The 25,037-nt window shown below is 60.9% G+C and carries 20 protein-coding genes and 1 pseudogene; 12 read left to right on the top strand and 9 right to left on the bottom strand.

Annotated elements, in window-relative coordinates; genetic code table 11:
• Positions 1-66: 66 nt before the first annotated feature.
• The 6 genes from gatC to CKW24_RS16975 all read left to right on the top strand — a co-directional run bounded on the left by gatC (position 67) and on the right by CKW24_RS16975 (position 5,298).
• Positions 67-354 (top strand): Asp-tRNA(Asn)/Glu-tRNA(Gln) amidotransferase subunit GatC, encoded by a 288-nt coding sequence (gene gatC, locus CKW24_RS17000; RefSeq protein WP_095169333.1) that lies wholly within the window; start codon positions 67-69, stop codon positions 352-354.
• Between the two features lie 16 nt (positions 355-370).
• Positions 371-1,822: an Asp-tRNA(Asn)/Glu-tRNA(Gln) amidotransferase subunit GatA gene (gene gatA, locus CKW24_RS16995; RefSeq protein ID WP_095169332.1), complete on the top strand. Its 1,452-nt coding sequence runs from the start codon at positions 371-373 to the stop codon at positions 1,820-1,822.
• Positions 1,823-1,832: 10 nt separating this feature from the next.
• Positions 1,833-3,278, top strand: coding sequence for an Asp-tRNA(Asn)/Glu-tRNA(Gln) amidotransferase subunit GatB (gatB, locus tag CKW24_RS16990; RefSeq protein ID WP_095169331.1), 1,446 nt, complete (start codon positions 1,833-1,835; stop codon positions 3,276-3,278).
• 149 nt (positions 3,279-3,427) lie between these two features.
• Positions 3,428-3,799 carry a septal ring lytic transglycosylase RlpA family protein gene (locus CKW24_RS16985; RefSeq protein ID WP_095169330.1) on the top strand — a complete coding sequence of 124 codons (372 nt, stop codon included), beginning with the start codon at positions 3,428-3,430 and terminating at the stop codon, positions 3,797-3,799.
• Positions 3,800-3,847: 48 nt separating this feature from the next.
• Positions 3,848-4,909: a calcium/sodium antiporter gene (locus CKW24_RS16980; protein WP_095169329.1), complete on the top strand. Its 1,062-nt coding sequence runs from the start codon at positions 3,848-3,850 to the stop codon at positions 4,907-4,909.
• Positions 4,906-5,298, top strand: coding sequence for a carboxymuconolactone decarboxylase family protein (locus CKW24_RS16975; protein WP_095169328.1), 393 nt, complete (start codon positions 4,906-4,908; stop codon positions 5,296-5,298). Before CKW24_RS16980 ends, CKW24_RS16975 begins: the two co-directional genes overlap by 4 nt.
• A gap of 28 nt (positions 5,299-5,326) precedes the next feature.
• On the opposite strand, the gene CKW24_RS16970 is transcribed toward CKW24_RS16975, so the two are convergent.
• The 9 genes from CKW24_RS16970 to CKW24_RS16930 form a co-directional block, all read right to left on the bottom strand.
• Positions 5,327-6,268 (bottom strand): AEC family transporter, encoded by a 942-nt coding sequence (locus tag CKW24_RS16970; RefSeq protein ID WP_095169327.1) that lies wholly within the window; start codon positions 6,266-6,268, stop codon positions 5,327-5,329.
• Positions 6,269-6,463: 195 nt separating this feature from the next.
• Positions 6,464-8,017: a galactarate dehydratase gene (gene garD, locus CKW24_RS16965; protein ID WP_095169326.1), complete on the bottom strand. Its 1,554-nt coding sequence runs from the start codon at positions 8,015-8,017 to the stop codon at positions 6,464-6,466.
• An 11-nt stretch (positions 8,018-8,028) separates the two neighbouring features.
• A complete protein-coding gene (locus CKW24_RS16960; RefSeq protein ID WP_095169325.1) occupies positions 8,029-9,396 on the bottom strand; it encodes an MFS transporter in 1,368 nt (455 codons plus the stop codon).
• Positions 9,397-9,483: 87 nt separating this feature from the next.
• A complete protein-coding gene (locus CKW24_RS16955) occupies positions 9,484-10,929 on the bottom strand; it encodes an aldehyde dehydrogenase family protein (protein WP_095169324.1) in 1,446 nt (481 codons plus the stop codon).
• A 58-nt stretch (positions 10,930-10,987) separates the two neighbouring features.
• On the bottom strand, positions 10,988-11,899 hold the full coding sequence (kdgD, locus tag CKW24_RS16950; RefSeq protein ID WP_095169323.1) for a 5-dehydro-4-deoxyglucarate dehydratase: 912 nt from the start codon (positions 11,897-11,899) through the stop codon (positions 10,988-10,990).
• 320 nt (positions 11,900-12,219) lie between these two features.
• On the bottom strand, positions 12,220-12,969 hold the full coding sequence (locus CKW24_RS16945; protein WP_095169322.1) for a FadR/GntR family transcriptional regulator: 750 nt from the start codon (positions 12,967-12,969) through the stop codon (positions 12,220-12,222).
• Between the two features lie 89 nt (positions 12,970-13,058).
• Positions 13,059-14,786, bottom strand: coding sequence for an ABC transporter ATP-binding protein/permease (locus CKW24_RS16940; RefSeq protein WP_095169321.1), 1,728 nt, complete (start codon positions 14,784-14,786; stop codon positions 13,059-13,061).
• A 96-nt stretch (positions 14,787-14,882) separates the two neighbouring features.
• Complete coding sequence (locus CKW24_RS16935; RefSeq protein ID WP_095169320.1) at positions 14,883-15,443, bottom strand: response regulator transcription factor; 561 nt, start codon at positions 15,441-15,443, stop codon at positions 14,883-14,885.
• Positions 15,436-16,698, bottom strand: coding sequence for an ATP-binding protein (locus CKW24_RS16930; RefSeq protein WP_095169319.1), 1,263 nt, complete (start codon positions 16,696-16,698; stop codon positions 15,436-15,438). Before CKW24_RS16930 ends, CKW24_RS16935 begins: the two co-directional genes overlap by 8 nt.
• A gap of 227 nt (positions 16,699-16,925) precedes the next feature.
• On the opposite strand from CKW24_RS16930, the gene CKW24_RS16925 reads away from it, so the two are divergent.
• The 6 genes and pseudogenes from CKW24_RS16925 to CKW24_RS16900 form a co-directional block, all read left to right on the top strand.
• A complete protein-coding gene (locus tag CKW24_RS16925) occupies positions 16,926-17,642 on the top strand; it encodes an SIMPL domain-containing protein (protein WP_095169318.1) in 717 nt (238 codons plus the stop codon).
• A 412-nt stretch (positions 17,643-18,054) separates the two neighbouring features.
• The gene (locus CKW24_RS16920) at positions 18,055-19,680 is read left to right on the top strand and encodes an ABC transporter substrate-binding protein (RefSeq protein WP_095169317.1); all 1,626 of its coding nucleotides are present in this window, start codon (positions 18,055-18,057) and stop codon (positions 19,678-19,680) included.
• A gap of 293 nt (positions 19,681-19,973) precedes the next feature.
• Complete coding sequence (locus CKW24_RS16915) at positions 19,974-21,575, top strand: ABC transporter substrate-binding protein (protein WP_095169316.1); 1,602 nt, start codon at positions 19,974-19,976, stop codon at positions 21,573-21,575.
• Positions 21,576-21,745: 170 nt separating this feature from the next.
• Complete coding sequence (locus CKW24_RS16910; RefSeq protein WP_095169315.1) at positions 21,746-23,161, top strand: OprD family porin; 1,416 nt, start codon at positions 21,746-21,748, stop codon at positions 23,159-23,161.
• A 76-nt stretch (positions 23,162-23,237) separates the two neighbouring features.
• Positions 23,238-24,833: an ABC transporter substrate-binding protein gene (locus CKW24_RS16905; RefSeq protein ID WP_095169314.1), complete on the top strand. Its 1,596-nt coding sequence runs from the start codon at positions 23,238-23,240 to the stop codon at positions 24,831-24,833.
• Between the two features lie 71 nt (positions 24,834-24,904).
• Positions 24,905-25,037, top strand: a pseudogene (locus tag CKW24_RS16900) (peptide ABC transporter permease); the annotation flags it as partial.

Here is a 25,037-nt window from a genome sequence, read left to right as displayed (position 1 = left end):
ATGCGGTAGTGTTCCGACAATCTAACACACGGACGACCTCCGTTTTGTTTTCCACTGGAGAATCCCATGGCGCTTGAACGCTCCGACGTGGAAAAAATCGCTCATTTGGCCTGTCTTGGCCTCAATGAAGCCGATCTTCCACAAATCACTTCGGCCCTGAACAGCATTCTCGGGCTGGTCGACGAAATGCAGGCGGTCGATACCGACGGTATCGAACCGCTGGCCCACCCCCTGGAAGCCAGCCAGCGCCTGCGTGCAGACGTTGTGACCGAGTCCAATCACCGCGAGGCCTATCAGTCCATCGCACCAGCGGTCGAAAACGGCCTGTACCTGGTTCCGAAAGTCATCGACTAAAGGGAAAGAGCCTGCAATGCATCAATTGACTCTGGCCGAGATCGCCCGCGGACTCGCCGACAAGAAGTTTTCCTCCGAAGAGCTGACCAAGGTTCTGCTGGCGCGTATCGCCCAGTTGGACCCGCAGCTCAACAGCTTCATCAGCCTCACCGAAGAGCTGGCGCTGCAGCAGGCGCAAGCCGCCGACGCACGCCGCGCCAAGGGTGAGACCGGGGCCTTGCTGGGCGCGCCGATCGCCCACAAGGACCTGTTCTGCACCCAGGGGATCCGCACCAGCTGCGGCTCGAAGATGCTCGACAACTTCAAGGCCCCGTACGACGCCACCGTGGTCGCCAAGCTGGCCGCCGCCGGCGCCGTGACCCTGGGCAAGACCAACATGGACGAATTCGCCATGGGCTCGGCCAACGAGTCGAGCTACTACGGCGCCGTGAAGAACCCGTGGAACCTGGAGCACGTGCCAGGCGGCTCGTCCGGTGGGTCGGCCGCCGCCGTTGCCGCGCGCCTGCTGCCAGCGGCCACCGCCACTGACACCGGTGGGTCTATCCGACAGCCGGCAGCCTTCACCAACCTCACCGGGCTGAAACCGACGTACGGTCGTGTTTCGCGCTGGGGCATGATCGCCTACGCATCCAGCCTCGATCAGGGTGGCCCGTTGGCCCGCACCGCCGAAGACTGCGCAATTTTGTTGCAAGGTATGGCTGGCTTCGATGCGAACGACTCCACCAGCATCGACGAACCCGTGCCGGACTACAGCGCCAGCCTCAACGGCTCGCTGCAAGGCCTGCGCATCGGCGTGCCGAAAGAGTACTTCAGCGAAGGTCTCGACCCGCGTATCGCCGAACTGATCCATAACAGCGTCAAGGAGCTGCAGAAGCTCGGTGCCGTGGTCAAGGAAATCAGCCTGCCGAACATGCAGCACGCGATCCCTGCGTACTACGTGATCGCGCCCGCCGAAGCCTCTTCCAACCTGTCGCGGTTCGACGGCGTGCGCTTTGGCTATCGTTGTGAAGACCCGAAAGACCTGACCGACCTATACAAGCGTTCGCGCGGTGAAGGTTTCGGTCCAGAAGTCCAGCGCCGGATCATGGTCGGTGCCTACGCCCTGTCGGCCGGTTACTACGACGCCTACTACCTGAAGGCGCAAAAGATCCGTCGCCTGGTCAAGAACGACTTCATGGCTGCGTTCAATGAGGTCGACATCATCCTCGGCCCAACCACGCCGAACCCGGCCTGGAAACTCGGCGCCAAGAACAGCGACCCGGTCGCTGCGTACCTGGAAGACGTCTACACCATCACCGCCAACCTCGCGGGCCTGCCAGGCCTGTCGATGCCAGCCGGTTTTGTCGATGGCTTGCCGGTCGGCGTGCAACTGCTCGCCCCGTACTTCCAGGAAGGCCGCTTGCTCAACGTTGCGCACCAGTATCAGTTGCACACTGACTGGCACACCCGCACCCCGACAGGCTTCTGAGGAGAAACACATGCAATGGGAAGTTGTGATCGGGCTGGAGATTCATACCCAGCTCGCCACCCAATCGAAGATTTTCTCCGGCAGCGCCACCACCTTCGGTTCCGAACCGAACACCCAGGCCAGCCTGGTAGACCTGGGCATGCCGGGTGTACTGCCGGTGCTGAACCAGGAAGCGGTGCGCATGGCGGTGATGTTCGGCCTGGCGATTGACGCCGAGATCGGCCAGCACAACGTGTTCGCCCGCAAGAACTACTTCTACCCGGACCTGCCCAAGGGCTACCAGATCAGCCAGATGGAACTGCCGATCGTCGGCAAGGGCTACCTGGATATCCCCCTGGAAGACGGCACCATCAAACGTGTCGGCGTGACCCGCGCGCACCTGGAAGAAGATGCTGGCAAGAGCCTGCATGAAGAGTTCAACGGCGCCACCGGCATCGACCTGAACCGTGCCGGCACCCCGCTGCTGGAGATCGTTTCCGAGCCGGACATGCGCAGCGCCAAGGAAGCCGTGGCCTACGTCAAGACGATCCATGCACTGGTACGTTACCTGGGCATCTGCGATGGCAACATGGCCGAAGGCTCGTTGCGTTGCGACTGCAACGTCTCGGTGCGGCCAAAAGGCCAGGTCGAGTACGGCACCCGCTGCGAGATCAAGAACGTCAACTCGTTCCGCTTCATCGAGAAGGCGATCAACACCGAAGTACGTCGCCAGATCGAACTGATCGAAGACGGCGGCAAGGTGATCCAGCAGACGCGCCTGTACGATCCGAACAAAGACGAAACCCGCGCCATGCGCAGCAAAGAGGAAGCCAACGACTACCGTTACTTCCCCGATCCGGACTTGTTGCCAGTGGTGCTCGAGGACTCGTTCCTCAACGACATCCGCGCCACCTTGCCAGAACTGCCGCCGCAAAAACGCGAGCGCTTCCAGGAGCAGTTCGGCCTGTCGGTCTACGATGCCAGCGTCTTGGCTTCGAGCCGCGAGCAAGCCGACTACTTCGAAAAAGTGGTGAGCATTGCCGGCGACGCCAAGCTGGCGGCCAACTGGGTCATGGTTGAACTGGGCAGCCTGTTGAACAAGCAGGGCCTGGAAATCGACGCAGCCCCGGTAACTGCCGAGCAACTGGGCGGCATGCTGTTGCGGATCAAGGACAACACCATCTCCGGCAAGATCGCCAAGACCGTGTTCGAAGCCATGGCCAACGGCGAAGGCAGCAGCGACGAGATCATCGACAAGCGTGGCCTCAAGCAAGTCACCGACAGCGGCGCGATCTCGGCGGTGCTCGATGAAATGCTCGCGGCCAATGCCGAGCAGGTTGAACAGTACCGCGCGGCAGACGAAGCCAAACGCGGCAAGATGTTCGGCTTTTTCGTCGGCCAGGCCATGAAAGCCTCCAAAGGCAAGGCCAACCCGCAACAGGTCAACGAACTGCTGAAAAGCAAGCTCGAAGGCTGATAACAATGGAGCCAGCAGTCAACACTGGCTCCACTCCCCGTGGGAGCGAGCCGGCTCGCGATAGCGGTTCGGCATTCAACTTTGCGTTGACCGCCGAACCGCTATCGCGAGCAGACGAAGCTCCCACGCTTGTTGCAGAGTCCCTTTTGATGAAACGTCTGCTTAGCGCCTGCGCCCTGCTCTCCCTGCTGGCCGGCTGTGCCAGCCACGACGTCGACCCCCGGGGCTACGACGAAACCGGAACCGCCTCCTATTACGGCGCCAAACACCATGGCAAACGCACCGCCAGCGGCGAGCCGTTTGACCAGTACGCCATGACCGCCGCCCACCGCCAGTTGCCCTTCGGCACACGGGTGAAGGTCACCAACCTGAAAAACGACAAGAGTGTGGTGGTCCGCATCAACGACCGCGGCCCGCATACCCGTGGCCGTCTGATCGACTTGTCACGCGGGGCCGCCGACAAGCTGGGCATGCTGCGCAGTGGCACCGCGCGGGTTCGCGTACAAGCCCTGAACAACTGACCGGGAGCCACGACCATTTCCGGATTAGCCCAATTACCCCTGCCCAACGTGCTGCAACTGCTCTGCGCCCTGCTCCTGCTGGTCGCCGGCGCCGAGTTGCTGGTGCGTGCCGCCGTGCGCCTGGCCGCTCACCTCAGGGTCCGGCCGCTGGTCATCGGCCTGAGCATGGTCGCCTTCGGCAGCAGCGCGCCACAAATGGCCGTGAGCCTGCAAGCCGCCCTCGGGCAGAGCAGCGACATCGCCGTCGGCAGCGTGATCGGCAGCAACATCTTCAACATCCTGGTAACCCTCGGCCTGTCGGCACTGATCATCCCCTTGCGGGTTGCCCGGCAACTGGTGCGCCTCGACATCCCGTTGCTGATCGGCGCCAGCCTGCTGGTGTTCGCCCTGGCCTGGAACGAACAACTGAGCGCCCTCGATGGTGGTGTGCTGCTGGCTGCGCTGGCGCTGTACCTGGGCCTGCTGTGGCGCCAGTCGCGGCCCACCGCGCGTCCGTCTCGGCCGACAGCCGACGCGCCGCGCACGCCCTGGTTGAGCAGCGTCCTGCTGATGCTTGCCGGGCTGGGCTTGCTGGTGTTCGCCGGGCACTTGCTGCTCGATGCGACGGTAGCACTGGCCAGCGAGCTGGGCCTGTCCGAGCGCATCATCGGCCTGACCGTCGTCGCCGTCAGCACCTCCCTGCCCCAGCTCGCCACCTCGCTGATTGCCGCGCTGCGCGGCCAGCGTGACATCGCCGTGGGCAACGTGATCGGCGGCAACCTGTTCAACTTGCTGGGCGTCCTGGGGATCACCGCCCTGCTGGCACCGGTGCCGCTGTCGGTCTCCCCCAATGCCCTGGATTTCGATTTGCCGGTGATGCTCGGTGTCACCTTGCTGTGCTTGCCCGTGTTCTATTCCGGCTACCGCATCACCCGCGCCGAAGGCCTGCTGTTCCTCGCCCTGTACCTGGCATACGGGCTGCATGTGGTGTCGTTCACCACCGGCATGCCGCTGGCCGGCAAGCTGGAACAACTGATGCTGCTGTGCGTGTTGCCGGCCCTGCTGGCATTTTTACTGTTCACCTCAGTGCGCGCCTGGCGCCGCCAACACAACAAAAGAGAATCGCCATGACCGACTCCGCAAGCTCCAGCAAACCCACCGGTATCGAAGTCCGCCGCCAGGTCATGGGCGACGCCTTTGTCGACCGTTCCATGGGCAATGCCACCGACCTGACCCGACCGTTCCAGGAGTTCGTCAACGAACACGCCTGGGGAGCGGTATGGAATCGAGGTGGCCTGGAACTGAAGACCCGCAGCCTGATCACCCTCGCCGCCCTTACTTCGCTCAAGTGCCCTCAGGAACTCAAGGGGCACGTGCGCGGGGCGCTGAACAACGGCTGCACGGTGGACGAGATTCGCGAAACCCTGATGCATTGCGCGGTCTACGCCGGGGTTCCGGCGGTGATGGAGGCGTTCCGCGCAGCGCAGGAAGTGATCGACAGCTACCAGAAGCCGGAGTGACCCTGTTGCGTTGAAGTGGACAGGCCCTTCAGATCCAGCCGCCCCACTGCAGCAGGAAGATCCCGACGTTAGTCGTCACCGCCGCCATCAAGGTGGTGATGACAATGATCGCCGCCGCCAGCTCATGATTGCCATTGGCCGCCCGGGCCATGACAAAACTTGCAGCGGCGGTCGGGCTGCCGAAGTACAGGAACAGAATCCCCAGCTCCGCCCCACGAAAGCCCCATAGCCAGGCACCCAGCGTCGCCAGTATCGGCAAGCCGATCATCTTCACCAGGCTCGAGCTCAAGGCCATGTTGCCGCTTTTACGCAGTGCCGCCATGGACAGCGTGCCGCCGATACAGATCAGCGCCAGCGGCAAGGTGGTTTGCGCCAGGTACTGCCCGGAAGTTTCCAGCCATCCCGGCAAGCCGATCTTGAAATAGGCGAACGGTGCGGCCGCAATCACGCTGATGATCAGCGGGTTGCTGAATACGCTTTTGCAGATGCTCCACGGATCGGACTTGATCACTGGGCTGTACACCGCCAGCACGATGGTCGACAGGGTGTTGTAGAACAGGATCACCAGCGCCGCGAGAATCGCCCCCAGGGAAATTCCGTAGTCGCCATACATGCTCGCCGCCAGCGCCAGGCCGATGACCCCGTTGTTGCCACGAAACGCTCCCTGGGTGTAGATCCCGCGGTCTTCGCGCGGGCACTTGAAAATCGCCCAGCCCCAGGCAATGGCAAAGCACACCAGGGTCGCGAGGGAAAAGTAGATCAGCAGCGCCGGTTGCAACGCCGCATGCAGGTCGGCATGCAGGATGCCCAGAAACAGCAACGCCGGCATGGTGACGTTGAACACCAGTGCCGACGCCGTGTGGATGAAGTTGTCGTTGATCCAGTCGATGCGCTTGAGCAGTACACCCAGAAACAGCATGGCAAAGACGGGCGCGGTGATGTTCAGGGTTTCAAGAAAGATGGCCAGCATGCCGGGTGAACCTTGAGGGCGTCGTTAGGGGGCTAATGATAAGCCACCAAGGACATCGGCGTCTGCGAGCTCGCCATCGCGAGCAAGCTCGCTCCCACAGGATCCTCGGTGTTCACGCGTTTTATGCAACGCAAAAGATCACTGTGGGAGCTGGCGCCCGCTTGCGGCTTGCCAGCGATGAACGATAACGCGGTCTTAGGTTATGGGCGCCGGATTGAACAAGGTGATGTCATTATGCAGCTTGTGCTTTTCAGCCCACGTCTGCTGTTTGCCGCTGGCCACGTCCAGGTAGTAGTGGAACAGCTCCCAGCCCAGTTCTTCGATGGACGCACGCCCGGTGGCGATGCGCCCAGCATCGATGTCGATCAGGTCTGGCCAGCGTTGCGCCAGTTCGGTGCGGGTCGAAACCTTCACCACCGGTGCCATGGCCAACCCGTAGGGCGTACCCCGGCCGGTGGTAAATACATGCAGGTTCATCCCCGCCGCCAGTTGCAGCGTCCCACAGACAAAGTCGCTGGCCGGGGTCGCGCAGAAGATCAGCCCTTTGCGCTTGAAGCGCTCGCCCGGACCGAGCACGCCATTGATCGCACTGCTACCGGACTTGACGATCGAGCCCAGGGACTTCTCGACAATGTTCGACAACCCGCCCTTCTTGTTGCCCGGCGTAGTGTTGGCACTACGATCCGCCTCGCCCTTGGCCAGGTAACGGTCGTACCAGTCCATTTCCCGCACCAGTTCCTGGGCCACGTCCTGGTTTTCCGCGCGCGAGGTCAGCAGGTAAATGGCATCGCGCACTTCGGTGACTTCGGAAAACATCACCGTGGCACCGGCCCGCAGCAGCAGGTCCGAGGCATATCCGAGCGCCGGGTTGGCGGTGATCCCGGAAAACGCATCGCTGCCGCCACACTGCATGCCGAGGATCAACTCCGACGCCGGCACGGTTTCCCGACGCCTGCGATCGAGCTTCTTCAAGCGCGTCTCGGCCAACTCCATGATCTGCTCGATCATTTCGGTGAAGCCGTGACTGGAATCCTGCAAGCGGTAGAGCCATGGCTCGCTCAAATCCACCGAGCTGTCGTCCTCGTGCATCACCTGCCCGGCCTGCAATTTCTCGCAGCCGAGACTGATCACCAGCGCTTCTCCACCGAGGTTCGGGTTGCGCGCCAGATTGCGCACCGTGCGAATCGGGATGTACGCGTCGGTGGCGGTGATGGCCACGCCGCAGCCGTAGCTGTGGGTCAACGCCACCACATCATCGACGTGCGGGTACTTGGGCAGCAACTCGTCCTTGATCCGCTTGACCGCGTGATCGAGTACCCCGGTGACGCATTGCACGGTGGTGGTGATCCCGAGAATGTTGCGCGTGCCGACGGTACCGTCGGCGTTGCGATAACCCTCGAAGGTGTAGCCTTCCAGCGGTGCCTGGGCTGCCGGCACCTCGGTGGACAGCGGCAGGCTATCCAGCGGCGGCGCGGTCGGCATGCGCAGTTGATCTTCCTTGACCCAGCTACCTCGGGGAATCGGCTGCAAGGCGTAGCCAATAGTCTGGCCGTAACGAATCACCTGACCACCTTCTGGAATGTCCTCCAGGGTGACCTTGTGGCTCTGTGGCACGAAGTCCACGGTGACCAGACCGTCCGCAAATTCGGTACCGGCCGGTACGCCCTGATCGTTGACCACGATCACTACGTTATCCCGCTCGTGCAGGCGGATGTAGCGCGGCGAGTCGGAATGTTCAATCAACTGCATGACGCCGCTCCTCAGGAATGCGCTTGGGATAATTTGCCGGAGGCTTCAGGCCCGTTGACCGGCGGCTCCTTGAGCACTACGCGCTTGATCGGACCAACGATCACCAGATAGCTGAACACCGCGACCAGCGCGTTGCAGCCGACAAACACCAGCGCCCACTTGAACGAGCCGGTGGAGCTGATGATGTAGCCGATGACAATCGGTGTGGTGATCGAGGCAATGTTGCCAAAGGTGTTGAACAGACCGCCACTGAGACCGGCAATCTGTTTCGGCGAAGTGTCGGATACCACCGCCCAACCCAGGGCGCCAACGCCTTTGCCGAAGAACGCCAGGGCCATGAAGCCCACCACCATCCATTCCACGTCCACATAGTTGCAGGCCACGATACTGCTGGAGACCAGTAGGCCGGCAATGATCGGCGCCTTGCGGGCGAAGGTCAGGGAATGGCCTTTGCGCAGCAGGTAGTCGGAAATCACCCCGCCGAGTACACCACCGATAAAGCCGCAGATCGCCGGCAACGAGGCAATGAAACCGGCCTTGAGAATGGTCATGCCACGTTCTTGGACCAGGTACACCGGGAACCAGGTCAGGAAGAAGTAAGTGATGCCGTTGATGCAGTACTGGCCCAGGTAGACGCCGAGCATCATGCGGTTGGTCAGCAACTGGCGAATGTAGTCCCACTTCGGTCCGTCGGCTTTCTTGCCCTGGCCCTTGTCGTGATCCATGTCGACCATGCCGCCATTGTCGGCAATGTGCTTGAACTCGGCCTCATTGATCATCGGATGCTGGCGTGGGCTGTAGATCACCTTCAGCCAGATACCGGAGAAGATGATGCCGATTACGCCCATGACGATGAACACGTGCTGCCAGCCGAAGCTGTAGACGATCCAGCCCATCAGCGGTGCAAACAGCACCGTGGCGAAGTATTGCGCGGAGTTGAAGATCGCCGAGGCCGTGCCACGTTCCGCAGTCGGGAACCAGGCCGCAACGATGCGGGCGTTACCCGGAAAGGATGGCGCTTCGGCCAGGCCCACCAGAAAGCGCAGCATGAACAAGGCGACGACCGCGGTCGACATGCCAAATTCACCGACATAGCCTTGCAGCACGGTGAACAGCGACCAGGTGAAGATGCTCAGGGCGTAGATTTTTTTCGAACCGAATCGGTCCAGCAGCCAGCCACCGGGAATTTGCCCGGCCACGTAGGCCCAACCGAATGCGGAAAAGATGTAACCGAGGGTGACCGCGTCGATACCGAGGTCTTTCTGCAGGCTGGAACCTGCGATGGCGATAGTGGCACGGTCGGCGTAGTTGATCGTGGTCACCAGAAACAGCATGAGCAGGATCAAATAGCGGACGTGGGTCGGCTTGGTCGCTTGCATGTACGTGTACTCCCACTGATTATTTTTATGCGCGGGTGAATCTGTCAGTGCGGTATCCGGTGGACCCGGATACCGCGGTGCAGCGGGTTACGATCCGATGTAAGAAGTTTTTACGACCGTGTAAAACTCTTGTGCATAGCGACCTTGCTCACGAGATCCATAGGATGAACCTTTTCGCCCACCAAACGGAACGTGGTAATCCACACCGGCGGTCGGCAGGTTGACCATCACCATCCCAGCCTGGGAGTGGCGCTTGAAGTGGTTGGCGTGTTTCAGCGAGGTGGTGCAGATACCTGCCGACAAGCCGAACTCGGTGTCATTGGCCATGGCCAGCGCCGCCTCGTAGTCGGCGACCCTGACGATATTGGCCACCGGACCGAAGATTTCTTCACGGCTGATGCGCATGCCTGCTTCGCTGTCGGCAAACAACGTCGGGGCAAGGAAATAGCCTTCGGTGTCGCAAGTCACCAGCGACCCGCCACTGACCAGGCGCGCACCTTCGGACTGGCCGATGTCGATGTATTTCAGGTCCTGTTCAAGCTGGGCCTGGGACACCACCGGACCAATGTCGGTGCCGGACTGCAGCGCATGGCCGACCTTGATCGACTTCATTCTTTGCGCCATGGCCGCGACGAACCGGTCGTGAATCCCGGCGGTGACAATCAACCGGCTCGAGGCCGTGCAACGCTGGCCAGTGGAGTAAAACGCGCTCTGTACCGACAACTCGACCGCCTGCTGCAGGTCGGCGTCGTCGAGAATGATCTGCGGGTTCTTGCCCCCCATTTCCAGCTGCACCTTGGCTTGGCGCGAAACACAGTTGACCGCAATCTGCCGGCCCACACCCACCGAGCCGGTAAAGCTGATGCCATCGACTTTCGGGCTGTTGACCAGCGCCTCGCCGACCACACGACCGCTACCCATCACCAGGTTGAACACCCCGGCCGGGAAACCGGCACGGGAGATGATTTCCGCCAGCGCCCAGGCGCAACCCGGTACCAGGTCAGCCGGCTTGAGCACCACACAGTTGCCATAAGCCAGGGCCGGGGCGATTTTCCACGCGGGGATCGCGATCGGGAAGTTCCACGGAGTAATCAGGCCAACCACGCCGAGGGCTTCACGGGTGACTTCAACGTTGACCCCCGGGCGCACGGACGGCAGGTAGTCGCCGGACAGACGCAGGCATTCACCGGCGAAAAACTTGAAGATGTTGCCCGCGCGGGACACCTCGCCAATGGCTTCGGGCAGAGTCTTGCCCTCTTCACGCGCCAGCAGGGTGCCAAGCTCTTCGCGACGCGCGAGGATTTCGCTACCGACTTTGTCCAGCGCATCGCTGCGGGCCTGGATACCTGAAGTCGACCAGGCCGGGAATGCAGCGCGTGCAGCATCGATGGCGGCGTGCACCTGGGCCTGGTCGGCCTTGGCGTATTCGCCCACCACATCGGACAGGTCCGAGGGGTTGATGTTGGCCGAATAGTCCGCACCGGCAACCCATTGGCCAGCGATGTAGTTGTCGAATCTTTTTACGTCTGCCACGGCAATCTCCTTACGCAAAAGGCCGCTGATTACTCAGCGGCCTTGTTTAATCGGTTTGTTACTGCGCACCTTGCTTGTCGATCAAGGCGGCCAGTGCTTCGTATTCTTCAGGCAGCAGATCGGTCAGCGGGGCACGTACAGGACCTGCGTCGTAACCGGAGATTTTCGCGCCAGCCTTGACGATGCTCACTGCGTAACCGGCCTTGCGGTTGCGGATATCCAGGTACGGCAGGAAGAAGTCATCGATGATCTTGCCGACGGTGGCGTGGTCTTCACGGGCAATGGCGCGGTAGAAGTCCATCGCGGTTTTCGGGATGAAGTTGAACACCGCCGACGAATAAACCGGTACACCCAGGGCCTTGTAGGCCGCGGCGTAGACTTCTGCGGTTGGCAGGCCACCGAGGTAGCTGAAGCGATCACCGAGGCGGCGACGGATCGACACCATCAACTCGATATCACCCAGGCCGTCCTTGTAGCCGATCAGGTTCGGGCAGCGTTCGGCCAGGCGCTCGAGCAGCGGCGCGGTCAGGCGGCAAACGTTACGGTTGTAGACCACCACACCGATCTTCACCGATTTGCACACGGCTTCAACGTGGGCGGCAACGCCATCCTGGCTGGCTTCAGTCAGGTAGTGCGGCAGCAGCAACAGGCCCTTGGCGCCCAGACGCTCGGCCTCTTGTGCATATTCGATGGCCTGGCGGGTGGAACCACCCACGCCGGCCAGGATCGGCACGCTGGTTTCACAGGTGTCGACGGCGGTCTTGATGATTTCCGAGTATTCGCTGGCGGCCAGGGAGAAAAACTCGCCGGTGCCACCGGCGGCGAACAGTGCCGAGGCACCATACGGGGCCAGCCATTCCAGGCGCTTGATGTAGCCAGCGCGGTTGAAGTCGCCCTGGGCATTAAAGTCAGTCACCGGGAAAGACAGCAGGCCGGAAGAGAGGATGGACTTCAGTTCTTGTGGATTCATTATTCGAACACCCTAAGTAGCACGTTGTGATGAAAGCCGCTCAGCGTCATGCTGATGTTGTATGTCATCGTACAACTTAAAATACAACCGTCAACTGCATTTCATCATCCACAGGCCAAGCCAGCCCTTCGCGAGACCACGAACGATGTCTAAGTGATTGATTTAAATCTGATAAATGCGAAAACAAAAAACATCCCTGAAGCAGCTAATCAGCGCTTCTGCTTTTTCTGTTATGGGATGTCCTACGGCAAACACCGGCAATTGCGATGCGAACCTCACAACAGTGGGCATTGCGCCCACTGTGGGTTACGACGAGCTGTTTAGCCGCGCTGGGCCTGGGCCTCTTCGTGGGCATGGCGCAGCCGCTCACGGCTGTTGGTCAGGTGCAGGCGCATGGCGGCGCGGGCTGCATCCGAATCCTGGCGCGCGATGGCGTCGTAGATTTCATCGTGCTCACGGGCCAGCCGGCTCATGTAGTGCTGGTGGTCATCATGGGCCAGGCGTGCCGAGTTGAGACGGGTACGCGGGATGATGCTGGTACCCAGGTGGGTCATGATGTCGGTGAAGTAGCGGTTGCCGGTGGCCAGGGCAATCTGCAGGTGGAACTGGAAGTCCGAAGCCACCGCGTCCCCGGCATGCGCAGCGCTCTCATTCAGCGCATCCAGCGCCGCTCGCATCAAGGCCAGTTGCTCGGGGCTGCGGCGTTGCGCGGCCAGCCCGGCAGATTCGACTTCCAGGCTGATGCGCAACTCCAGTACTGCCAGCACGTCACGCAGGGTGACCACGGTGGCCGGATCGATGCGAAATCCGCTAGGGCTTGGGGTGTCGAGCACAAAGGTGCCGATCCCGTGGCGGGTTTCCACCTGCCCCGCAGCCTGCAAGCGCGAGATTGCTTCACGGACCACCGTACGGCTGACGCCGTGGGCCTCCATGATCGCGGACTCAGTGGGTAACTTGTCGCCACGCTTGAGCAAGCCGTCGCGAATCTGCTCGGACAGCACCGTCACCAGTTCCTGCGCGAGGCTACGGCGCTTGCGGGGCAGACGAGGGACGTCGATCGGGTTTTCCATGGTCAAGATCAATCTCAGGCAAGCAGTGATACGCACATCATAGCGCAGGGCGGTTGTACGATCACTGTTGACCTACATTTGCAGTGGGATCAGGCCGTCACGGTCTGCTCCTGCAGATGGCCGTTGTCGATCCGCACATGGCGCGGATGGAACCGTTTCAGGCTGCTGCGGTGGCCGACGCTGACGATGCTCAAGCCCGGCAGTTGATCGATCAGCGCCTGGTACAGCGTGGCCTCGTCTTCCTCGTCCATCGCCGAAGTGGCTTCGTCCATGTACAGCCATTGCGGTGCATAAAGCAGCGCACGGGCGAACGCCAGGCGTTGCTGCTCACCCGGCGACAGCATGCGCTGCCAGTGGTTGGCTTCATCCAGGCGCGGCACCAGATGGGGCAGGCGACAGGTCTCCAGCACCTGCACGTAGCGCTCATGCGGATAGGTATCGCCGGACTGTGGATAACTCAAGGCTTCACGCAGCGTGCCAATCGGCAGGTAGGGTTTCTGCGGCAGGAACAGGTAGCGCGCACTGGGCAGGCGAATGGCCCCATGCCCGGCCGGCCATAAACCGCCCATGGCCCGCAACAGGGTACTTTTGCCGCTACCCGAGCGACCGCTGAGCATCAGCCTGTCGCCCTGCTCCACGGTCATGTCGGCGCTGGTCAGCAGATGACGACCATCCGCCAGGTCCAGGCCCACCTGCTGCACTTGCAGCTCAGCGCCCTCCTGGCGTACATCGATGGCCGGCGCCCGCTCTTCGTTTTCGCTCATGGCCTGGCGAAAACTCAACAACCGGTCACAGGTGGCACGCCAGGCTGCCAGGTCGGCGTAGGCGCTGATGAACCAGCTGAAGTTCTCCTGCACGTTGCCAAAAGCCGAGTTGATCTGCATCAGTTCCCCCAGCTCGATCTTGCCGGAGAAATACCGTGGCGCCGCGACGATGAACGGGAAGATGATCGCGATCTGACCGTAACCCGCGGTGAAGAAAGTCAGGCGCTTGGACACTTTCATGATGTCCCAGAAGTTGTGCCAGACCTTGCCGAACCGCGTACTCAAGCGCTGGTTTTCATTCGCCTCGCCGTTGTACAGCGCAATGCTCTCGGCATTCTCGCGGACCCGCACCATGGAGAACCGCAGGTCGGCTTCAAAGCGTTGTTGCTGGTTGTTCAGGCCGATCAGGCGGCGACCGATCAGGTGGGTGATCCAACTGCCCACCAGCGCGTAGACCAGGGCGCACCAGAACATATAGCCAGGAATGGTGTAGCCAAATACTTCGATACTGCCGGAAACGCCCCACAGGATGATCGAGAACGACACCAGGCTGACCACGGTGCGAATCAGCCCCAGGCCCAGGCTCAGGGTGTTGCTGGTGAAACTGTTGAGGTCTTCGGAGATTCGCTGGTCCGGGTTGTCGGTGTAACCGCCCTGCTCCAGCTGGTAGTAGTTCTTGTGTCCGAGCCAGCGGGCGAAGTGTTTCTCGGTGAGCCAGGCACGCCAGCGGATGGTCAGCATCTGGGTCAGGTACAAACGGTAGACCGCCCCCAGGATCGCCACCGCGGCAATCCCGCAGAAATACAGGATCAGGCTCCAGAACGCGGCATCGTCCTTCTTTTGCAGGGCGTTGTAGAAGTCCTTGTACCAACTGTTGATCCACACGGAGATCGCCACGCTGAACAGCGACAGGCCGATCACCGCAATCAACAGCAACCAGGCCTTGCCCTTCTCTTCACTGCGCCAATAAGGCGTGATCATCTGCCAGACACGGCGGAAAAACTGACCGCGCACCGCATCGTTGACCGCGCAATATTCAGCGTTCTGATTCATCGTTCAGGCTCGGTAGGAAACACAGGAAGTACGAACCGATCATAGATGATCGGTTCATTTTGTCCGGGTGGCTGGCGATTTTCGTTCAGCGACGGTTCAGCGGCGAACCGGACGCTTCTGCAGTTTGCGCTGCAGGGTGCGCCGATGCATGCCCAGGGCGCGGGCGGTGGCGGAGATGTTGCCTTCGTGCTCGGTGAGGACGCGCTGGATGTGTTCCCACTGCAGGCGGTCCACCGACATCGGGTTTTCCGGCACCAGGGTATCGAGGTCGGCGTGCTCGGACAGCAAGGCGGCCAGCACATCATCGGCATCGGCCGGTTTGCACAGGTAATTGCAGGCGCCGCGCTTGATCGCCTCGACGGCAGTGGCAATGCTCGAGTAACCGGTGAGGATTACCACGCGCATTTCCGGGTCGAGCTCCAGCAGCTTGGGCAGCAGCACCAGTCCCGAATCGCCATCCATTTTCAGGTCCAGTGCGGCGTAGTCCGGCAGGTCCTGCTGAGCGATGACCAGGCCTTCCTCGGCGGAACCGGCGGTGCTGACGCGAAAACCGCGGCGGCTCATGGCGCGAGCCATGACGCGGGTGAAAGTAGCGTCGTCGTCTACCAGCAATAAATGCGGCAGGTCTTCGCCTTCGACTTGGATCTCGTCACTCATGGTCGTCTCCTCGTGCGGCACGGGGCAGGCGCAGCTCGGTGAGCGTACCGCCTTCCTCATGACTATAGAGTTTCACTGAGCCGCCGGCGCGTGTCACGCTGGCCTTGCTCAAAAACAGGCCCAGGCCGAAACCTTTGCCCTTGGTGGTAAAAAATGGCTTGCCGATCTGCTCGGCAATGGCCAACGGCACACCGGCACCGTGGTCGCGAATACTGATGGTCAGCTCCACGGCGTCCCAGTCCAGCGTCACTTCCAGTCCTTCCGGGCAGGCGTCGGCGGCATTGTTCAGCAGGTTGAGCAAGGCCTGGGTCAGGTCCGGCGGCGGTGCCAGGCGCGGTTCGCTGCCTTCCCCCTTCCGCTGCAGGCGGTAAGTGGCTTCCGGACGCATCAGGTGCCAGCGGTCGAGCGCTTCGTTGAGCCAGACGCTGACGTCCTGCATGTCCACCGCCAGGCGGCGATTGTTCTCGGCGGCGCGCACCAGTTGCTGCAAGGTCTGCTTGCAGAGCTTCACCTGGTCCTGCAGCACGCTCAAGTCCTCGCGCAGCAGCGGGTCATGATGATCTTGCAGCATCTCGTTGATCAACACGCTCATGGTCGCCAGCGGGGTGCCCAATTCATGGGCGGCGCCAGCAGCCTGGGTAGCCACGGCCAGCAACTGTTGATCGCGCAGCCCCTCTTCCCGGCGGATCGCCCGCAGCTCTTCCTGGCGGCGCAGCTCTTCGGCCATGCGCGCGGCAAAGAAGGTGATGACCGCCGCCGCCAGGGCAAAACTCAGCCACATCCCATAGATCTGCATCTTTTCCCGGTACATCGGGAAGGTTTCCAGGGGGTAGAACTGCGCCAGCAGCAAGGTGTACATGGTCAGCGCAATGCCCGACAGAATCACCGAATAGCGCCACGGCAAGGTCACGGCAGCGATGGTCAGCGGCACCAGGTAATAAGAGACGAACGGGTTGGTCGAACCGCCCGAGAAATACAGCAGCGCACTGTGGATAAACAGGTCGCAGGCCAGTTGCACGGCGTACTCGAGCTCAGTCACCGGCCACGAGGTGCGCAGCCGGATGGCGGTAAAGGCGCACAGCAGCATCGAGCAACCGAGGGTCGCGGCCAGTTCCAGCCAGGGCAGCGGCAGCAGGTCGAACCAATAGGCGAGCCCCACCGAACCGGCTTGGGCGGCCAGCACCAGGGTGCGGATGAACGTCAGTCGCCAGAGGTTTTGGCGAGTCGCGGAAAGTAGTTGTACGGGGGCGAGCATGAGCTCTCCTGATGAGCGCTCCAGGCGGATCGCGTCGAGTATAACCAAGCAGGGGGCCTGACAGGCAAAACTGCGGCAAAGCGACACAGGGCAATTGACCGCGCTGCGACCACCTGGCGCGAACTGTATAGAAGTTGTAACCGGCTGAACCGGACAATAGCAGCTAGAGTCTGATGGTTTTACGCAGGCTCGCAACCTTACCCCTGCGCACCACCCAAGGAGCTTTGATGAACACATTTCGCCGCAGTGCCGCCCTTCTCGCCCTCAGTGCCGGCACCCTGGCCAGCCTCCCGGCCCTGGCCGCGGACGAGCTGCACTACAACCAGATTTCCCTGCGCGCCGAAGTCAGCCAGGAAGTGGCCCGCGACCTGATGATCGTGACCCTCTACACCGAAGAGCAGAATGCCGACCCGGCCAAGCTGGCGGCCGTGGTGAGCACCGCGATGAACAAGGCACTGGGCCAAGCGCGGCAGGTCAAGGACGTGACCCTGCGCCAGGGCAGCCGCAACAGCTACCCGATCTACGACGACAAGGGCCAGAAGATCACCGGCTGGCGTGAGCGCGCCGAACTGCGCCTGGAAAGCTCGGACTTCGCCGCCCTGTCCAAACTCACCGGTGAACTGCTCGGCGACCTGAAGATGGCCGGCATGGACTTCGCCATCGCCACCCCGACCCGCAAGGCCAGCGAGGATGCGCTGCTCAAGGAAGCGGTCAACGCCTTCAAGGCCCGCGCCCAACTGACCACCGAGGCCCTGGGTGGCAAGGGTTACAAAATCGTCAACCTGAACCTCAACAGCAACGGTTATCCACAGCCTTACCTGCGCGCGCCGATGATGATGAAAGCGGCCGCAATGGATTCCGCCCCGGTGACCCCGCAAGTGGAAGCCGGCACCAGCCAGGTCAGCATGTCGGCCGACGGCTCTATTGAAGTGTTGATGCCGTAACGCTTGTGGAAGCTGGTCGGGCGGCGTTGATGCAGTTTACGTGAGACCGCATCAACGCCGTTCGCAGGCAAGCCTTGGTCATACAGATCTACCCTGCGCCAATCCCCCCTCGTCATCGCGAAAAACCCGTCTAGGCTGTACGTATGGCTGGGTAACATCGCGCCTCGGCAAGGTGCGCCAACTGTGCTATCAGCACACATTTGGTGCGCCTATCGCACCGAAATACCCCCGCGCAAACGATCAAATGCGTCAAAGTTTATAGGAATGCGACATTAAGGTACGTTCGTACCACTGTTTAAGACTTGTAGCCGCTCTGGATCTTGCATTGGGTATAGGCCCTGCATAAGTATCCGCAGGTCGACTCACGAGGTCGTCCTCTAATTCCAAAAATGACAACAATCATGAGGCCACCATGCTCAAACACGCGGTCATTCCGTTTTTAGTCGGCGCCAGCTTGCTTGCTAGCGCACCCTTCGCCTCCGCGGCGACTAACCTGGTGTTTTGCTCCGAAGGGAGCCCGGCCGGTTTTGATCCTGGCCAGTACACCACCGGAACCGACTTCGACGCCTCGGCAGAGACCATGTTCAACCGCCTGAGCCAGTTCGAACGTGGCGGCACCGCTGTTGTTCCAGGCCTGGCCACCAGCTGGGACGTGTCCCCGGATGGCCTGACCTACACCTTCCACCTGCGCGAAGGGGTCAAGTTCCACACCACGCCCTACTTCAAGCCGACCCGTGAATTCAACGCCGACGACGTGCTGTTTACCTTCAACCGCATGATCGACAAAGACATGCCGTTCCGCAAAGCCTACCCCACCGAGTTCCCGTACTTCACGGACATGGGGATGGACACCAACATCAAGAACATCGAAAAAATCGACGACAAGACCGTCAAGTTCACCTTGGGCACGGTCGACGCCGCGTTCATCCAGAACCTGGCCATGAGCTTCGCCTCGATCCAGTCTGCCGAGTACGCCGACAAACTGTTGAAGGAAGGCAAGCCGGGCGACATCAACCAGAAGCCGATCGGCACTGGCCCGTTCGTGTTCAAGAGCTACCAGAAAGACTCCAACATCCGTTACACCGGCAACAAGGACTACTGGAAGCCTGAAGACGTCAAGATCGACAACCTGATCTTCGCCATCACCACCGACCCGTCGGTGCGTATCCAGAAGCTGAAGAAAAACGAATGCCAGGTCACCCTCTTCCCACGTCCGGCCGACCTCAAGGCCCTGGGTGAAGACAAGGACCTGAAACTGCCACATCAGGCGGGTTTCAACCTCGGCTACATTGCCTACAACGTGATGCCGGTCCTCAAGGGCCGTACCGACGCCAACCCACTGGCCAAGCTGGAAGTGCGCCAGGCGCTGGACATGGCGGTGAACAAGCAGCAGATCATCGACTCGGTCTACCAGGGCGCTGGCCAACTGGCCGTCAACGCCATGCCGCCAACCCAGTGGTCCTATGACGACACCATCAAGGACGCCAAGTACGACCCTGAAAAGGCCAAGGAACTGCTGAAAAAGGCTGACATCAAGCCGGGCACCGAAATCACCCTGTGGGCCATGCCGGTCCAGCGTCCGTACAACCCGAACGCCAAGCTGATGGCAGAAATGCTGCAGTCGGACTGGGCGAAAATCGGCCTCAAGGTCAACATCGTCAGCTACGAATGGGGCGAGTACATCAAGCGTTCCAAAGGTGGCGAGAACCAGGCCATGATCATTGGCTGGAGCGGTGACAATGGTGACCCGGACAACTGGCTGAACGTGCTGTTTGGCTGCGACTCCCTGAGCGGCAACAACTTCTCGAAATGGTGCGACAAGCCGTACGACACCATCATCAAGGAAGCCAAGGCCACCACCGACGTCGCCAAACGCACCGAGCTGTACAAGCAGGCGCAACACCTCCTCAAAGATGCAGTCCCGATGACACCTATCGCGCACTCGACGGTGTATCAACCCATGCGCAACACCGTGCAGGACTTCAAGATCAGCCCGTTTGGCTTGAACTCCTTCTACGGCGTCAGCGTCAGCAAATAAGGTATTGCCGCGGCGACCTTGCTGAGGTCGTCGCGGCGCTATCTGCCAAGACAGCGGAATTGACCTACATCCCAAATCACTGCGGCCTACTGCCACGGGTTTAGGACGTGTCGCCTTTTCTTACCTGTATTTAAGGCCTTTCGCATTTACCGCCCGACACTCGACTCACTAACGTCGAGGGTCCGACCGTACTGCGCCTGGAATGGCAATCGCTGAAACCCGTGGTTCTGTGCCCGCACGTCCCCGGACGGGACGAGGGCTCATGGTTTATTTCCAATAAGAGAGGGAGTGTCATGCGCCATACCTTGGTTTTATCCGCCCTACTGGGCAGCGGCCTGTTGGCCGCCACCTCCATCAGCCAGGCCGCCAGCAACAGCCTGGTTTTCTGCTCCGAAGGCAGCCCGGCGGGCTTCGACACTGCGCAATACACCACCGCCACCGACAACGATGCCGCCGAGCCACTGTACAACCGGCTGGCCGAGTTCGAGAAAGGCGCCACCAGCGTCGTTCCGGGCCTGGCGACCAGCTGGGATATTTCCGCAGACGGCCTGACCTACACCTTCCACCTGCGCGAAGGGGTGAAATTCCACACGACCAAGTACTTCACCCCGAGCCGGGATTTCAACGCCGACGACGTGCTGTTCACCTTCAACCGCATGCTTCACACCGACCACCCTTTCCGTAAGGCCTACCCCACCGAGTTCCCGTACTTCAACGGGATGAGCCTGAACAAGAACATCGCCAAGGTCGAAAAAACCGCGCCCCTGACCGTGGTCATGACCCTGAACTCAGTCGACGCTGCGTTCATCCAGAACCTTGCCATGAGTTTCGCCTCGATTCTCTCGGCCGAGTACGCCGACCAGTTGCTGGCCTCGGGCAAACCCAGCGACATCAACCAGAAGCCGGTCGGCACCGGGCCTTTCGTGTTCCAGCGTTACCAGAAGGACTCGCAGATTCGCTATGCGGGCAACAAACAGTACTGGGACCCGAGCCGAGTCAAACTCGACCAACTGATTTTTGCGATCAACACCGATGCCTCGGTACGGGTGCAGAAACTCAAGGCGGGCGAGTGCCAGGTCACCCTGCATCCGCGCCCGGCCGATGTCGAGGCGCTGAAAAAAGACCCGAAGCTGCAACTGATCGAAAAACCCGGGTTCAACCTCGGCTACATCGCCTACAACGTCCAGCACAAACCCTTCGACCAGCTCGAAGTGCGCCAGGCGCTGGACATGGCGGTGAACAAGCAAGGCATCCTCAACGCCGTGTACCAGGGCGCCGGGCAACTGGCGGTGAACGCCATGCCACCGACCCAGTGGTCCTACGACGACAGCATCAAGGATGCCGCCTATGACCCGGAAAAAGCCAAGGCACTGCTCAAGGCTGCGGGCGTCAAGGAAGGCACCGAAATCACCCTGTGGGCCATGCCGGTGCAGCGCCCGTACAACCCGAACGCCAAGCTGATGGCAGAAATGCTGCAGTCTGACTGGGCGAAAATCGGCTTGAAAGTGAAGATCGTCAGCTACGAATGGGGCGAGTACATCAAGCGCACCAAGAACGGCGAACACGACGTCAGCCTGATCGGCTGGACCGGGGACAATGGCGACCCGGACAACTGGCTCGGCACCCTGTACAGCTGCGACGCGATTGGCGGCAACAACTACTCCATGTGGTGCGACCCGCAATACGACAAGCTGATCAAGCAGGCCAAGATCGTTACCGACCGCGAACAGCGCACGGTGCTCTACAAACAGGCCCAGCAGTTGCTCAAGCAGCAAGTGCCGATCACTCCTGTCGCCCACTCCACGGTCAACCAGCCGTTAAGCGCCAAAGTCGAAGGATTCAAGGTCAGCCCCTTCGGTCGTAACGTGTTCTCGGGTGTCGGTATCGAGCAATAACTGATTAGCAGAACCTTGGGGGCGATTTTCGCCCTCACAGCAGACTGTTGCCTGAATTCGGCGATTTCGCCCCATGCAAACGTTTGCGATGCCTTGTATGAGTTCCACCCTCAATAGCCGGCTCAGTACAGGAGACCGGCAATAACAAGAGAAAAAAAGGAGCTTCACTGATGAAACTGAGCAACTCCGCCCTGTTGGCCCTGGCCATCAGCAGCATCACCGCAACCGCGTATGCCGAACCCCAGAGCCAGGCGTTCAACCCGGTGACGGTCAATACCAGCAATGCTCAATCCGAGGCCACCGGCTTCATCGAAGGCCAGACGATTAGCGGCAGTACCCGTAACTGGTACTCCAACGAACAACTCAAGCGTGGCGGCAAGTTCGCCTACAAGAAAAACGGCGTATCGACCCCCACCGATCGCCGGATCAACTGGGTCCAGGGCACCATCCTCAAGTACAACTCCGGCTTCACCGAGGGCACCGTCGGTTTCAGCACCGAGCTGGCGGCCTACAACGCAGTCGCGCTGGAACGTGATCGGGAAAACCTGGCCTCCAACAACGGCGGCGCTCCCGGCACTCGTCCTGGCGCCGGCAACAACCGGACCCTGACCAAAGAAGGCGGCGACGCCCAGGGGCAATGGAGCAAACTGGGCCTGGCCAACGTCAAGGCCCGTATCTCCAACACCACCCTGACTGCCGGGCGCATGAACTTCAGCAGCCCGCAAGTCGACGTCATCAGCAACCGTGCCCTGCCTTCGAGCTTCCAGGGCGTGGCCTTGCACAGTGAAGAGCTGAGCAACCTGGCCTTCGACGTGGCCACCTTCGATCGCAACTCGCCGCGTACCGAAGAAAGCCTGAGCAAATTCCGCTCCGTGTACGGCGCCATCGATGCCGAAGCCGATCACGTCAACACCGCAGGCATCAGCTACTCGCCGTTCGCCAGCCTGACCACCAGCCTCTGGGCCACCCAGGCCGAAGACATCTGGAACCAGTACTACTTCGGCGCCACCCACGTGCTGGGCGACAGCTCGGTGCTGAGCCTGACCACCGGCCTGAACTACTACAAGACCCAGGAAGAAGGCAAAGCCAAGCTGGGCGACATCGACAACGACACCTACTCCCTGTCGTTCGGCCTGACCCACCAGGCTCACACCCTGACCTTCTCCTACCAGGAAGTGAACGGTAACGAGTACTTCGACTACCTGCACGAAACCAACGGCATCTACCTGGCCAACTCCCTGCTGTCGGACTTCAACGGCCCGAACGAGAAATCCTTCCAGGTTTCCTATGGCCTGAACATGGCCGAGTACGGCGTACCGGGTCTCAAGTTCAACATCTACCAGGCACGCGGCTGGGGCATCGACGGCACCCACTACACCGGCACCGGCTACGACGGCATCCAGTCGCAAGACGGCGAACACCACTATGAATATGGGATTGGCAGCACTTACGCCATTCAAAGCGGTCCGCTGAAAGCCACCACCGTTCGCGCCACCTACACCGCGCACCGGGCGAGCGAAAACCAGGCTGACGGCAGCATCAACGAGTTCCGCCTGGTTACCACCATTCCGTTCAACGTCCTCTAAGGCGTGACAACCGCGGGGCCGATTCGACGAATCGGCCCCAACGACTAATCTGGCTCATGGAATACGGAGGGTTTATATGAAGATGCTTCCCTTGCGTGCGGTGGTCGCAGCCACCGTGCTGATGACAGCCATTGGTGCTTCGGCCAAACCCTTGGTGGTCTGCACCGAAGCCAGCCCGGAAGGTTTCGACCCGGTGCTCTACACCACCGCCGTAACGTCCGACGCAGCGGCGGAAACCCTGTTCAATCGGCTGGTGGATTTCAAGCCCGGCACCGCGCAGATCCAGCCGGCCCTGGCCGAAAGCTGGGAGATCAGCCCGGACGGCCTGCAATATACTTTCCACCTGCGCCCCGGCGTCGCGTTCCACACGACCGACTATTTCAAACCGACGCGCACACTCAATGCCGACGACGTGGTCTGGAGCTTCCAGCGTCAACTGGACCCCAACCACCCTTGGCACAAGCAATCTGCCGTCGGCTTTCCATACTTTGAAAGCATGGATTTCCAGAACCTGCTCAAGGCTGTCGAAAGAGTCGACGAGATGACTGTCAGGTTCACCCTGAACCGCCCTGAAGCTCCGTTCCTGCTGGACCTGGGCATGGCGTTCACCTCTATTCACTCGGCCGAGTACGCGGCGTTATTGCAAAAGGCCGACAAAATGGCCGACCTCAACAGCAAGCCGATCGGCACCGGTCCGTTCATCTTCCAGCGCTACGCCAAGGATGCCCAGGTCCGCTACAAGGCCAACCCGCAGTACTTCCGTGGCAAGCCGCCGGCTGATCCGTTGATTTTTGCCATCACCCCGGACAACAACACCCGCCTGCAAAAACTCAAGGCCAATGAGTGCCAGGTAGCGCTCTACCCTAAACCCGACGATGTCCCGAGCATCCAGGCCGACCCGGCCCTGCAAATCGCCACCATCGCGGCGATGTCCACCGGCTATACCGCGATCAACACCAGTCACAAATACCTGAGCGATGTGCGGGTGCGCCGTGCCATCGAGTTGGCCCTGGACAAACAGACCTATGTCGACACCCTGTACGGCAAGGGCAACGCGATTGCCGCGGTCAACCCTTACCCACCCGCGCTGCTGGGCTATAACACCACGCTGAAGAACCCGCCCCAGGACCTCGACCAGGCGCGTGCGCTGCTCAAGGAAGCCGGTGTTCCGCCAGGCACGGTGTTCACCCTGTACACCCGCAACGCCGGTGGCCCGACCAACCCGAACCCGCAACTGGGCGCCCAGTTGATCCAGGCAGACCTGGCCAAGGTCGGTATCACCATCGACATCCGTGTCATGGAGTGGGCGGAGATGCTCAAGCGTGCGAAGAAAGGCGAACACGACATGGTGTCTGCCGGCTGGAGCGGCGACAACGGTGACCCGGATAACTTCCTCGGTCCGCTGCTGAGTTGCGAAGCTGCCAAAAACGGCGAAAACTACAGCCGCTGGTGCAACCCGCAATTCCAGGCGCTGATCACCCAGGCTCGGGCCACGATTGATACTGCCGAACGCGCCGCTCTCTATGAAAAAGCCCTGGTTATCCTGCACGACGAAGTGGTGTGGGTCGATCAGGCTCATCCCAAGATGTTTACCGCCCTGCGCAAGAACGTCGACGGTTACTACATGAACCCGCTGACCACCAATAACTTCGCCACCACCCAGGTGAAGTAGAAAAAACGCCGGCCACAGCCCGATCCTGGGCTGACCGGTACGCCTAACCGGCTGATGAGGTACACCAGAAGATGTTTAGTTTTATTGCCCGCCGACTGGGGTTGTTGATCCCCACCTTTTTCGGCATCACCCTGCTGACTTTCGCGTTGATTCGCATGATTCCTGGCGACCCTGTGGAAGTCATGATGGGCGAACGCCGGGTCG

The organism is Pseudomonas sp. Irchel 3H3 (assembly GCF_900187635.1).
Taxonomy (GTDB): domain Bacteria; phylum Pseudomonadota; class Gammaproteobacteria; order Pseudomonadales; family Pseudomonadaceae; genus Aquipseudomonas.
This window is presented reverse-complemented; position numbering and strand designations above follow the sequence as displayed.